This window comes from Pseudomonas sp. GM21 (assembly GCF_000282215.1).
Taxonomy (GTDB): Bacteria; Pseudomonadota; Gammaproteobacteria; order Pseudomonadales; family Pseudomonadaceae; genus Aquipseudomonas.
In genome coordinates this window covers 20,234-32,662 of sequence record NZ_AKJS01000089.1, presented here as the reverse complement: position 1 = coordinate 32,662, position 12,429 = coordinate 20,234, and the positions used below count along the sequence as shown (strand labels likewise).

Genomic DNA, 12,429 nt, shown 5'->3' with positions numbered 1-12,429 from the left:
GATCGTTCCCACGCTCTGCGTGGGAATGCCTCAATAGACGCTCTGCGTCCGCTTTTGGGACGCAGAGCGTCCCGGGCTGCGTTCCCACGCAGAGCGTGGGAACGATCAGACAGGGGATAGGGGGGATTTTGAATTAATCGATCCCGACAAAACCCCCGGTCTGGTGCTGCCACAACCGTGCATACAACCCGCCATGGGCCAGCAGTTCGGCGTGGGTGCCGGTTTCGGCGATCCTGCCGTTTTCCAGCACCACCAGACGATCCATCTGGGCAATGGTCGAGAGACGGTGGGCGATGGCGATCACGGTTTTGCCCTGCATCAGGGTTTCCAGGCTTTCCTGGATGGCCGCTTCCACTTCCGAATCGAGGGCGGACGTCGCCTCGTCCATGATCAAAATCGGCGCATCCTTGAGCAGCACGCGGGCAATCGCTATCCGCTGACGCTGACCGCCAGACAGTTTCACCCCGCGCTCACCCACGTGCGCATCGAATCCCGTGCGGTCTTCGGCATCCGAGAGCAGCGGGATGAACTCGTCGGCGCGGGCCTTGTGCACCGCTTCCCAGAGTTCGGCATCAGTGGCATCGGGTTTGCCATACAGCAAATTGTCGCGGATCGAGCGGTGCAGCAGCGACGTGTCCTGAGTGATCATGCCGATACGCTCGCGCAGGCTTTCCTGACCGACCTCGGCAATGTTCTGACCGTCGATGAGGATTTGCCCTCCCTCCACGTCATACAAGCGCAACAGCAGGTTGACCAAGGTTGATTTGCCGGCGCCGGAGGGACCGATCAGGCCGATTTTTTCACCGGCCTTGATGCTCAGGTTGAGGTCGCCAATGATCCCGCTCTTCTTGCCGTAGTGGAAATCGACGTGCTCGAAACGCACTTCGCCCCGGGCGACGGCCAGTGGTTTGGCCTCGTCCTGATCCATCACGCTGACCGGTTGAGAAATGGTCTGCAAGCCGTCCTGAACCATGCCGATGTTTTCGAAGATGCCGGTGACCACCCACATGATCCAGCCGGACATGTTGACGATGCGGATCACCAGGCCCGTGGCCAGGGCAATCGCCCCCACGGAGATCAGCGACTGCGTCCACAGCCACAGCGCCAGGCCGGTGGTGGTGACAATCAGCAAGCCGTTCATGCTGGTGATGACCACGTCCATGCTGGTGACCACCCGGCCAGCCAGTTGCGCCTTCACCGTCTGTTCTTCAATGGCTTCCTTGGCGTATTGCTGTTCGAAATTGGTATGGGCGAACAGTTTCAGCGTGGTGATGTTGGTGTAGCCGTCGACGATCCGTCCCATCAGTTTGGAACGCGCATCGGAAGACACCACCGAACGCTCTTTGACCCGTGGCACGAAGTAATAAAGCGCACCCATGTACGCAGCGATCCAGCTCAGCAGCGGGATCATCAGGCGCCAGTCGGCTTCGGCAAACAACACCAGCGAACTGATCGCGTAGATCAGCACGTGCCACAGCGCGTCCACCGCTTGCACCGCAGAATCGCGCAATGAGTTGCCGGTTTGCATGATGCGCTGGGCGATGCGCCCGGCGAAGTCGTTCTGGAAGAAATTGAGGCTCTGTTTGAGCACGTAGCTGTGGTTCTGCCAGCGGATCATGCTGGTCATGCTGGGGCTCAGGGTCTGGTGCACCAGAAGGTCATGCAGGCCGACGAACACCGGGCGCAGGATCAACGCCACCACCGCCATCCAGGCCAGTTCGATGCCGTGTTCCTTGAAGAAATTGACGTTGGGCGTGCCTTGGGCCAGGTCGATGATGCGGCTCAGGTAACTGAACAGTGCGACTTCGATCAGCGCGCCAAACAGGCCGACGATCAGCAGGGCGGCGAAACTCGGCCAGACCTGCTTCAGGTAATAGGTATAGAAAGGGAAAACCCGATCAGGGGGCGCAGCCGTTGGTGCATCGCGGAATACGTCGATCAGTTTTTCAAAACGGCGATAAAGCATCAGTTCTCCGCCCGCGCACGGGCTCTCCATTGAACAGTGTGAGCGGCCCCGCAGGCCGGTAGCCGCTCAAGACTTCCTGTGAAGCTTAGTCGATGACTTTGGCCGACTTGATGTACACAGGATCGGCGGGCACGTCGCTCATGCCGTTGCGCTTAGTGGTTGGCGAGTTGACGATGACATCCACCACGTCCATGCCTTTCACGACTTTGCCGAACACGGCGTAACCATCACCTTGGTCGAGGAAGTCGTTGTCCTTGACGTTGACAAAGAACTGGCTGGTGGCCGAATCCGGATCGGAGGTACGGGCCATGGACAGCGTGCCACGGACGTTATGCAGACCGTTTTTGGATTCGTTCTTGATTGGTGCTTCAGTCGGCTTTTGCTGCATTTGCTGAGTGAAACCACCGCCCTGGATCATGAAGCCCGGGATGACGCGGTGGAAAATGGTGTTGTTGTAAAAGCCACTGTTTACGTACTTGAGGAAGTTTTTGGTGCTCTCCGGCGCCTTGACCGGGTCCAGTTCGATTTCAATCTGGCCGTTGGTAGTGTCCAGCAATACGTGTGGTGCCTTGGTGGGCGTTGCAGCCATCAGGTTGGCAGCAAACAGTACGGTGCCGGCGACGAGGGCGATTTTTTTCAGCATGGGTCAGTGATCCTGAGTGGGGTGGTGTCGACTGCGGTGAGAAACTCGAGCAGTGTTTGGTTGAAGCGTTCGGGTTGGTCCAGCGGGGTGGCGTGACGCGAATCGGCAATCACCACCAGCCGTGCATCGGGCAGCAGTTTTACATAGGATTCTTTCAGCGCGACGGGTGTGTAATCACGGTCGGCGCTGACGATGAGGGTTGGACAGGCGACCTTCGAAAGTCGTTCCTGAACCCCCCAGCCAACGATGGCATCGAAGCTGGCGAGATAAGCATGTTTGTCGTTTTTTGCCCAGCGCTCGGCCATCTTTTGACGCACATCTGCCTGTTCCGGATTCGGGAACAACTTGCCACCGAGGGCCTTGCCAATGGTGCCCAGGCTGAGGGCGCGCATCAGGCTCCAGCGTTTTAACCACTGCCAGTAATCGTCGCGACTGCGCAATTTGACCTGTGGCGCGCTGTTGACGATGGTCAGGCTTTTCAGCAATTGCGGTTGATCCACGGCCAATTGAAAGCCGATCATGCCGCCCATCGAAAGCCCCACGTAGTGCACCGGACCGAGGTTCAAATGCTCGATCAGTGCGACGACGTCGGCGCTGAAGCCGGCGATGCTGTAGCGCTCGCGAGGTTTGTCGGAACGACCGTGGCCACGTACATCCGGGACGATCACCCGGTAGCGCGCGGACAGTGCCGGGATCTGCATTTCCCAGTCCAGCGTGCTGGACCCTAAACCGTGGACCAGTAGCAACGGCGTACCATGGCCGTATTCCTCGTAGTGCAGATTGCAGCCTTCATGTTCGAAATAGGCCATGCATTCACTCCTTGTCAGGCTTGTTCAGGGGCGGCGAAAGGCGCGTCCAGCGGTGCGGTGTCGAAGGTGCGCAGCAGTTCAATGAGAATCTGCGTCGCAGGTCCCAGGGGTTTGTCCTTATTTGAATACAGGTAAAAACTCGGGTTACGACTGCCGCCCTGATCCAACGGTAGCAGCTTGAGCGTACCTTCCATGAGTTCCCGTTCAATCATGTGCCGGGGCAGCCAAGCGAAACCCAGGCCGCTGCTGACAAATGTCGCGGCGGTGGCCAGGCTGCCGACGGTCCAGCGCTGTTCGGCCCCAAGCCAGCCGACATCACGCGGCTGCTGGCGCCCGGAGTCACGGATCACCACTTGCATCTGGCTTTCCAGGTCCTGGAAATTCAACTCACGGTTGAGGCGGTGCAGCGCATGTTCGGGGTGGGCGACTGCGACGAATTCGACATCGCTCAATTCCGCCCCCAAATAACCTGGAATGCTGAACCCGGTGATCGCCAGGTCTGCCACGCCTTCGAGCAGGACTTCTTCTACCCCCGACAGCACCTCTTCGCGCAAACGAACCCGGCAGCCGCGGCTTTGCGGCATGAACGCGGTCAAGGCACGGACGAGGCGGGCGCTAGGGTATGCCGCGTCGACCACCAGCCGCACTTCGGCTTCCCAACCCTGTTCCATGTGATGGGCCAGGTCTTCCAGCTGACTGGCCTGTTTCACCAGTTGCCGCGAACGACGCAGCAACACGCCACCGGCTTCGGTCAACACGGCTTTGCGCCCGTCGATGCGCAACAGCGGCACACCGAGTTGGTCCTGCATGCGTGCCACGGTGTAGCTCACCGACGATTGCGAGCGATGCAGCGCTTCGGCGGCCTGGGCGAAACCACCGTGGTCGACCACGGCCTGCAACGTTCGCCATTGATCAAGGGTCACGCGGGGCGCTTTCATGAATGGCTCCTCTTGTCCTAAGCTGGCAGCCCTTTATGGAGACTGCTGGATGAAAAAACTTTTTTGTGTGCTGCTGGCGGTGCTGCCGCTGACGGCGTTTGCGTATCCGATTGATGTGCAGAAAAAACTCAATGGCTTGAAGATCGACTACACCACCTATGACACGGATAACGACATGGGCTCCATCCGGGTGGCGAACTACGGCGACGTTGATGCGACCTGCAAAGCGGTTTTCAGCAACGGCCCGGAAGCACCGCGTACTCGCAAGATCGATGTGCCGGCGGGAAAACACAAAGATGCCACCGCCAAGTTCACCCGCGGCATTATCAAGCTGCGTATCGAGCTAACGTGCACGCCCAAATGACTTCAGCACCTGTGGGAGCGGGCTTGCCCTAATGCCGATCAGTTAAGCCATAACTTTGTCCGTAGCAGCTGGCGAAGCCTGCGTTCGGCTGCGCAGCAGTCGTAAAACCTGTGTTGGCGGTCTTTCTGAAACACAGCATCGCCTGATTTAACGACTGCTGCGCAGCCGAACGCAGGCTTCGCCAGCTGCTACGGGTCGTGTGATGGCTTAACTGATCGGCCTTGGGGCAAGCCCGCTCCTACACGGGTATGCTCAGCTTATAAACGAATTTATTGATGGGTTGTAGCAGTTATTTGCGCTTTTTCATCGATATGACTCTGTTTAACCTTCACTCCATCGCCTTACAGCATTCTCAGATGGAGCCTACATCCCATGTCACGCGTTCTGATCATCGAAAGCAGCGCCCGTCAGCAAGACTCGGTTTCCCGTCAACTGACCCAGACCTTCATCAACCAGTGGAAAACGGCTCATCCAGGCGATCAGATCACCGTTCGTGATCTGGCCGTCAGCCCGGTGCCGCACCTGGACATCAACCTGCTGGGCGGCTGGATGAAACCTGCCGGGCAGCGCAGCGACATCGAGGAGTCTTCGCTGGAACGCTCCAACCAGTTGACCGACGAATTGCTGGCCGCCGACGTGCTGGTCATGGCTGCGCCGATGTACAACTTCGCTATCCCCAGCACACTTAAAGCCTGGCTCGACCATGTGCTGCGTGCAGGCGTGACTTTCAAATACACCGACACGGGTCCGCAAGGTCTGCTCAGCGGCAAGCGTGCCTACGTGCTGACTGCTCGCGGCGGAATCTACGCCGGCAGCACAGCGGATCACCAGGAACCGTACTTGCGTCAGGTCATGGCGTTCATCGGTATCCACGACGTGACCTTTATTCACGCCGAAGGCATGAACCTGGGCGGCGACTTCCACGAGAAGGGCCTGAACCAGGCCAACGCCAAGCTTTCCCAGGTGGCATGAGGCTTTAATCGCCAGATAATCCCTTGATGTTCAAGTGACCTGGCGCAACCCCTTCAAGGCTTTACGCGCATCGAACCTCCCTTTGCACTTATTGCTCCTGAGTGCTCTTGCCCGATTGAACGCTTAGCGAGATCGGGTTTTTTTTGCCTGGGATTTGGCTGACATACACATCCCCCTGTGGGAGCAGGTGATGGCTGAGCGTTCGCGATTACAAGTAAAACCCGCTATCGTCGCCGCCATTCAAAACGAGGCGAGCATGGGCTATCTACTTTTTGTCACGCTGATCCAGGCGTTTTCCTTCAGTTTGATCGGCGAATACCTGGCCGGTCATGTCGACAGTTACTTTGCGGTACTGGTGCGCGTAGTGCTGGCGGGGCTGGTGTTCATTCCGCTGACGCGCTGGCGTTCGGTGGAGCCTGCGTTCATGCGCGGCATGCTCCTGATCGGCGCGTTGCAGTTCGGTGTGACGTACGTGTGCCTGTACCTGAGCTTCCGCGTGCTGACAGTGCCGGAAGTCTTGTTGTTCACCATCCTCACGCCGTTGCACGTGACCCTGATCGAAGATGCGCTGAACCGGCGTTTCAATCCGTGGGCATTGATTGCTGCGGTGGTGGCGGTGATGGGGGCGGCAGTGATTCGCTACGACCGGATCAACCCGGATTTCTTCATGGGGTTCCTGCTGCTGCAACTCGCCAACTTCACCTACGCCGCCGGGCAGGTGCTTTATAAGCATCTGGTGGCGCGCCATCCGAGCGATCTGCCGCACTACCGCCGATTCGGTTACTTCTATCTGGGGGCATTGGCGGTGGCCTTGCCGGCGTTTCTGCTGTTCGGCAAACAGAATTTCCTGCCCGAAGCGCCGCTGCAATGGGGCGTGTTGGTGTTTCTCGGGTTGGTTTCGACGGCGCTGGGTTTGTATTGGTGGAACAAGGGCGCTTGCATGGTCAATGGCGGGACGCTGGCGGTGATGAACAACCTGCATGTGCCCGTGGGCTTGCTGATCAATCTGCTGATCTGGAATCAGCATGAGGAACTGGGGCGATTGTTCCTCGGTGGGTCGGTGATTTTGATGGCGGTGTGGGTTAGTCGGTTGGGCATCAGACGAGACATTCAGCCGGTGCAGGAACGACGATGACGGACCTTCCGCAAGAACTGATCACCGCCATCGAGCAGGTGTACAAACCAGCAGGCATGACATTGACCCAGGAGGCTCAACGCGAACCGGAGAGTGCCGAGTACGAAGCCTGCCGCCTTGGCCTCGATGACCATGAGGTGGTCTTCCGTGTGGCGAAGACCACGCCGACCAAGATTGGCCAGTTCGTTACGCTATGGAAGCGACCGACGTCGGTCAGCGAGATTGCACCATTCGACACCGGCGATGGCATTGCCTTTGTGGTGGTGAGTGTTGCTGATGACACGCACCGCGGGCAGTTTGTGTTCGATCAAAAGATACTGGCCGCCAAAGGGGTCATGTCGATTGACGGTGTCGGTGGCAAGCGTGCGATTCGTGTTTATCCACCGTGGGTCAGACCTGTCGCAAAACAGGCGATCAGGACGCAGCAATGGCAGCTGAAGTATTTCCTCGCGCTTGAACAGAACGGTAGCGCCGATGCGGATCAGGTGCGCCGACTCTTCGGAAAATAGACTCCTACAAGGGATGAGCGTTATTTCTCTGCCAACTGCGCCACCAAAAACTCAATAAACGTGCGGGTCTTCTGCGGGACCCGACGTGCGGAAGGGTACACCGCGTTAATGGTGATCGCGGGCGCCTGCCATTCACACATCAATGGCACCAGGCGGCCTGCCGTCAGCGCATCCTCGACAATGAAGTCAGGCAGCAGGGCGATGCCCATGCCAGCTTCGGCGGCCTGAGCGAGCAAGTCGCCGTTGTTGGCATGCAAGGGGCCTGTCACGTTGACCCGCTGGGTTTCCTGGCCGTTGCACAGTTGCAGGCTGACGCCGCTTTGCAAGTACCCGTAATTGAGGCACTGATGCGCGCGCAAGTCTTGCGGGGTTTGCGGTGTGCCAGCGCGCGCCAGATAGGCCGGGGACGCCACCAGAATTCGCGGGGCCGGCGCCAGTTGCCGGGCAATCATCGTCGAGTCCGGCAGGCTGGCGATGCGGATGGTCACGTCGAAACCACCGCGCACCGGGTCCACCTGTTGGTCACTGAGCACCAGTTGCAGCTCGATGTTCGGGTGCTGTTCATGAAACAGCGGGATCAATGGCCCCAGTCGGCGCAAGCCAAAGGACATCGGCGCATTGACTCGCAACACCCCGCGCAATTCACCGATGCCCTCACGCGCTCGCTGTTCGGCTTCGTCCAGCGAAGCCAGCACTTCGCGTGCCGCGTCGAAGTATTCGGCGCCTGCCTCGGTCAGGTGCAGGCTGCGAGTGGTGCGCTGCAGCAACTGCACGCCAATTGCGTCCTCCAGCGCCTGAATCTGTTTGCTGACTTTTGATCGTGGCACATCCATTGCCCGTGCAGCGGCGGCGAAGCCGTTTTCGCCGACCGTGACGACAAAGGCGCGCATGCATTCGATGCGGTCCATGATTGTCCCTTTTTTGGAATCAATGATTCTCGATTTTAGAGGATTGTCCCTTTTTGTGCCAGCCCCTAAAGTGACATCCAAGCCGACGACAACGCCGCTGAAGGCAACGTCGACTCACCCCTTACTCACTTTGAAAATCGACATCAAAAGGAACGCGCCATGTCTATCCGTGAACTGCTCAACCCAAACAATTCCGCCCTGATCCTGATCGACCACCAGCCACAAATGGCGTTCGGCGTGCAGTCGATCGACCGTCAGACGCTGAAGAACAACACGGTAGGCCTGGCCAAGGCCGCGAAGATTTTCAACGTGCCGACCATTTACACCTCGGTGGAAACCGAAAGCTTCAGCGGTTACATCTGGCCCGAGCTGCTGGCGGTTCACCCGGAGCAAAAGCCGATCGAGCGTACCTCGATGAACTCGTGGGAAGACAAGGCGCTGGTAGACGCGGTGAAAGCCACCGGCCGCAAAAAACTGATCATTGCCGCGCTGTGGACCGAGGTCTGCCTGACCTTCCCGGCACTGGAAGCGTTGGCTGAAGGTTACGAGGTGTACATCGTCACGGACGCCTCTGGCGGTACCACCAAGGAAGCGCACGACATGTCGGTGCAGCGGATGATTCAAGCGGGTGCGGTGCCGGTGACCTGGCAACAGGTGCTGCTTGAGTACCAACGTGACTGGGCACACAAAGACACTTACGAAGCGGTGATGGAGTTGGTGCTGGAACACAGCGGCGCGTATGGCATGGGCGTGGATTACGCCTACACCATGGTGCACAAGGCGCCTCAGCGGCAGGTCAAGTAAGGCGCAAATTTCGGAAACGATGCAAACCCCTGTAGGAGCGGGAAAGCCCGCTCCTACAGGGGGGTATTACATGATGTGTTTTTCGGCGTCGGGGATGATGTGGCTTGCGCCCAGCATCGCCGGCAACAACCCGGCCCGCAAATCCCCACCACTCGGCTGCTGATAAAGACTCAACCCAAACTCCGGCAGCACCGCCAGCAAGTAATCAAAAATATCCCCCTGAATCCGCTCGTAATCCGCCCACGCCGTGGTGCTGGTGAAGCAGTAGATTTCCAGCGGAATGCCCTGCGCGGTGGTCTGCATCTGGCGGACCATGCAGGTCATGCCGGGTTGAATCTCAGGGTGACTCTTCAAATACGCCAATGCATAGGCGCGGAAGGTGCCGATGTTGGTCATCCGCCGACGGTTGGCCGACATGGCCGCCACATTGCCCTGCGCTTCGTTCCAGGCTTTGAGTTCGGCCTGCTTGCGACCGATGTAATCGGTCAGCAGATGCACCTGCGACAACTTCTGCTCTTCGTCATCACGGATAAAACGCACGCCGCTGGCATCGATGAACAGGCTGCGCTTGATCCGTCTACCGCCGGATTGCTGCATGCCGCGCCAGTTCTTGAACGACTCGGACATCAAGCGCCAGGTCGGAATCGAGACGATGGTTTTATCGAAGTTCTGCACTTTCACCGTATGCAGCGTGATGTCGACCACATCACCGTCAGCGCCGACTTGCGGCACTTCGATCCAGTCGCCCACCCGCAGCATGTCGTTGCTGGTCAATTGCACGCTGGCCACGAATGACAGCAGGGTGTCTTTGTAGACCAATATGATCACCGCCGACATGGCGCCCAGACCCGACAGCAGCAACAGTGGCGAGCGGTCGATCAGGGTGGCGACGATGATGATCGCCCCCAGCACATACAAGACCAATTTCGTCAGTTGCACGTAGCCTTTGATCGAGCGGGTGCGGGCGTGTTCGGTACGGGCATAGATGTCCAGCAAGGCGCTGAGCAGGGCGCTGAACGCCAGCAGCAGGAACAGGATGGTGAACGCCAGCGCCACATTGCCGAGGAAGTTCAGGCTGGTCTTGCTCAGCTCCGGCACCAGGCGCAAGCCGAACTGGATCACCAGCGAGGGCGTCATCTGCGCCAGGCGATGGAAGACCTTGTTGTGCCGAAAATCATTGATCCAGTGCAGGGCCGGTTGGCGGCCGAGCATTTTGGTCGCGTGAAGCATGAGGTAACGCGCCACTCGTCCGAGGACCAGCGCAATCACCAGCAACAGCATCAGCGCCAGGCTTGAATGCAGGAGCGGATGCTGATCGAGGGTGCCCCAGAGGTCTTGAATGTTGAGCCAGAGCTGTTTGATATCCATGGGCTAAAACGATTCTCCTGAAGGACGCGATCGAGCGATTAGAGCATTTAAGTCGGTTTGGATGACGTTTGAAGACAAATCAGGCAACAAAAATCCACTGTTTATCGTCGTTTTCGTAAAGAAACTCGGCCTGAGCGCTCGAAACCGTTACCCTATGCAGCTGTTTTTTTGTATTTCTTCGAGGTAGCACCCGTGTTTTCCCAATTCGCCCTGCACGAACGCCTGCTCAAAGCCGTGGCCGAGCTTAAATTTGTCGAGCCAACGCCAGTGCAAGCAGCGGCTATTCCGCTGGCGCTCCAAGGGCGTGACCTGCGGGTGACAGCGCAAACCGGTAGCGGCAAAACCGCTGCTTTCGTTTTGCCGATCCTCCACCGTCTGATCGGCCCGGCGAAAGTCCGCGTCAGCATCAAGACCCTGATCCTGCTGCCGACCCGCGAGCTGGCTCAGCAGACCATCAAGGAAGTCGAGCGCTTCGCGCAGTTCACTTTCATCAAGTCCGGTCTGATCACTGGCGGTGAAGACTTCAAGGTCCAGGCCGCCATGCTGCGCAAGGTGCCGGACATCCTGATCGGTACGCCGGGGCGGATGATCGAGCAACTGAACGCTGGCAACCTCGACTTGAAAGAAGTTGAAGTGCTGGTGCTCGACGAAGCCGACCGCATGCTCGACATGGGCTTTGCCGAAGACGTGCAGCGTCTGGTGGCCGAGTGCACCAACCGCCAGCAGACCATGCTGTTCTCTGCCACCACCGGTGGTTCGGGTCTGCGCGACATGGTGGCCAAGGTGTTGAACAACCCTGAGCACCTGCAGGTCAACAACGTCAGTGACCTGAACGCGACCACCCGTCAGCAGATCATCACCGCTGACCACAACGTGCACAAAGAGCAGATCCTCAACTGGTTGCTGGCCAACGAGACCTATCAGAAGGCCATCGTTTTCACCAACACCCGGGCCATGGCCGACCGCATCTACGGTCGCCTGGTGGCGCAGGAATACAAAGCGTTCGTGCTGCACGGCGACAAAGACCAGAAAGACCGCAAGCTGGCCATCGACCGCCTGAAGCAGGGCGGCGTGAAAATCCTCGTCGCCACCGACGTCGCCGCACGCGGCCTGGACGTGGATGGCCTGGACCTGGTGATCAACTTCGACATGCCACGCAGCGGCGACGAATACGTTCACCGTATCGGTCGCACCGGCCGCGCCGGTAACGAAGGCCTGGCCATCTCGCTGATCTGCCACGGCGACTGGAACCTGATGTCGAGCATCGAGCGCTACCTCAAGCAGAGCTTCGAGCGCCGTACCATCAAGGAAGTCAAAGGCACCTACGGCGGACCGAAAAAGGTCAAGGCCTCGGGTAAAGCCGTTGGCGTGAAGAAGAAAAAGGTCGACGCCAAAGGCGACAAGAAAAAATCCGGCGCCAAGGCACCGACCAAACGCAAAATCGCCAACCGCCCGAAGACCGACGCTCTGTCGCTGGTCAGCAAAGACGGCATGGCGCCGCTCAAGCGTCGCAAGCCGGAAGCGCCGGCGGCTGATTAAGCCGTTGTCGTGACCCCAAAAAAACCGGACGGATGTCCGGTTTTTTTATGTGCGGGATTTGCGGTCAGCTTTCGGCTTTCTTGTCCGCCGTCCCCAACTCTTTCAACCGCTGATCGATCAACTGGCACTTGTCCGGCAAGTCCTTGCTGGCCGTGCCCAGATCCATCTTTTGCAACTCGGCGTTGATCTCTTTGGCTTTGGCCGGATTCTGCTCGGTGAGCTTGGCCACCTCCTGAGCCAATTGCTCGCGCTTGGCGGTGGCTTCCTCGGGGGTGCAGGCCCAAACGGGGAGGGCGCAGGCGAGGGTGGCGGCGAGGGTGATCTTTAGCAAGGTTTTCATAGGTGAGCCTCAGTTCCGGTTAAGGCGGGTTAACCGGTTGAGGGTTGAAGCGCAGAAAAAGTTCAGTGGGGTTGGACGGAGGACGTTCGCTCCCACATTGGGTGTGTGGTATTTGGAAATTATGTATTCGACAC

Annotated in this window: 12 protein-coding genes and 1 pseudogene; 6 read left to right on the top strand and 7 right to left on the bottom strand. The window is 58.6% G+C overall.

Annotated elements, in window-relative coordinates; genetic code table 11:
• Nucleotides 1-133: 133 nt before the first annotated feature.
• From PMI22_RS14355 to PMI22_RS14370, 4 genes and pseudogenes are all read right to left on the bottom strand, one after another.
• The gene (locus PMI22_RS14355) at nucleotides 134-1,966 is read right to left on the bottom strand and encodes an ABC transporter ATP-binding protein (RefSeq protein WP_007946027.1); all 1,833 of its coding nucleotides are present in this window, start codon (nucleotides 1,964-1,966) and stop codon (nucleotides 134-136) included.
• Nucleotides 1,967-2,051: 85 nt separating this feature from the next.
• On the bottom strand, nucleotides 2,052-2,609 hold the full coding sequence (locus PMI22_RS14360) for a peptidylprolyl isomerase A (protein ID WP_007946026.1): 558 nt from the start codon (nucleotides 2,607-2,609) through the stop codon (nucleotides 2,052-2,054).
• 3 nt (nucleotides 2,610-2,612) lie between these two features.
• A pseudogene (locus PMI22_RS14365) lies at nucleotides 2,613-3,418 on the bottom strand (alpha/beta fold hydrolase).
• 14 nt (nucleotides 3,419-3,432) lie between these two features.
• Nucleotides 3,433-4,356: a LysR family transcriptional regulator gene (locus PMI22_RS14370; RefSeq protein ID WP_007946022.1), complete on the bottom strand. Its 924-nt coding sequence runs from the start codon at nucleotides 4,354-4,356 to the stop codon at nucleotides 3,433-3,435.
• 49 nt (nucleotides 4,357-4,405) lie between these two features.
• Between PMI22_RS14370 and PMI22_RS14375 the strand changes: the two genes are divergently transcribed.
• The 4 genes from PMI22_RS14375 (at nucleotide 4,406) to PMI22_RS14390 (ending at nucleotide 7,336) form a co-directional block, all read left to right on the top strand.
• Nucleotides 4,406-4,720: a hypothetical protein gene (locus tag PMI22_RS14375; RefSeq protein WP_007946021.1), complete on the top strand. Its 315-nt coding sequence runs from the start codon at nucleotides 4,406-4,408 to the stop codon at nucleotides 4,718-4,720.
• A gap of 372 nt (nucleotides 4,721-5,092) precedes the next feature.
• The gene (locus PMI22_RS14380; protein ID WP_007946020.1) at nucleotides 5,093-5,692 is read left to right on the top strand and encodes an FMN-dependent NADH-azoreductase; all 600 of its coding nucleotides are present in this window, start codon (nucleotides 5,093-5,095) and stop codon (nucleotides 5,690-5,692) included.
• Between the two features lie 256 nt (nucleotides 5,693-5,948).
• Nucleotides 5,949-6,827: a carboxylate/amino acid/amine transporter gene (locus PMI22_RS14385; RefSeq protein WP_033049263.1), complete on the top strand. Its 879-nt coding sequence runs from the start codon at nucleotides 5,949-5,951 to the stop codon at nucleotides 6,825-6,827.
• A complete protein-coding gene (locus tag PMI22_RS14390) occupies nucleotides 6,824-7,336 on the top strand; it encodes a MepB family protein (protein WP_007946018.1) in 513 nt (170 codons plus the stop codon). Before PMI22_RS14385 ends, PMI22_RS14390 begins: the two co-directional genes overlap by 4 nt.
• A gap of 20 nt (nucleotides 7,337-7,356) precedes the next feature.
• Here PMI22_RS14390 and PMI22_RS14395 read toward each other — a convergent pair whose 3' ends face one another.
• Nucleotides 7,357-8,244, bottom strand: a complete 888-nt coding sequence (locus PMI22_RS14395) for a LysR family transcriptional regulator (protein WP_007946017.1) — start codon at nucleotides 8,242-8,244, stop codon at nucleotides 7,357-7,359.
• A 159-nt stretch (nucleotides 8,245-8,403) separates the two neighbouring features.
• On the opposite strand from PMI22_RS14395, the gene PMI22_RS14400 reads away from it, so the two are divergent.
• Nucleotides 8,404-9,048 carry a hydrolase gene (locus tag PMI22_RS14400; RefSeq protein WP_007946016.1) on the top strand — a complete coding sequence of 215 codons (645 nt, stop codon included), beginning with the start codon at nucleotides 8,404-8,406 and terminating at the stop codon, nucleotides 9,046-9,048.
• Nucleotides 9,049-9,114: 66 nt separating this feature from the next.
• Here the strand turns inward: PMI22_RS14400 and PMI22_RS14405 are convergent, their stop codons facing one another.
• A complete protein-coding gene (locus PMI22_RS14405; RefSeq protein WP_007946014.1) occupies nucleotides 9,115-10,416 on the bottom strand; it encodes a mechanosensitive ion channel family protein in 1,302 nt (433 codons plus the stop codon).
• Between the two features lie 192 nt (nucleotides 10,417-10,608).
• On the opposite strand from PMI22_RS14405, the gene PMI22_RS14410 reads away from it, so the two are divergent.
• The gene (locus tag PMI22_RS14410) at nucleotides 10,609-11,955 is read left to right on the top strand and encodes a DEAD/DEAH box helicase (RefSeq protein ID WP_007946013.1); all 1,347 of its coding nucleotides are present in this window, start codon (nucleotides 10,609-10,611) and stop codon (nucleotides 11,953-11,955) included.
• A gap of 64 nt (nucleotides 11,956-12,019) precedes the next feature.
• Here PMI22_RS14410 and PMI22_RS14415 read toward each other — a convergent pair whose 3' ends face one another.
• A complete protein-coding gene (locus PMI22_RS14415; RefSeq protein ID WP_007946012.1) occupies nucleotides 12,020-12,295 on the bottom strand; it encodes a hypothetical protein in 276 nt (91 codons plus the stop codon).
• Nucleotides 12,296-12,429 lie beyond the last annotated feature (134 nt).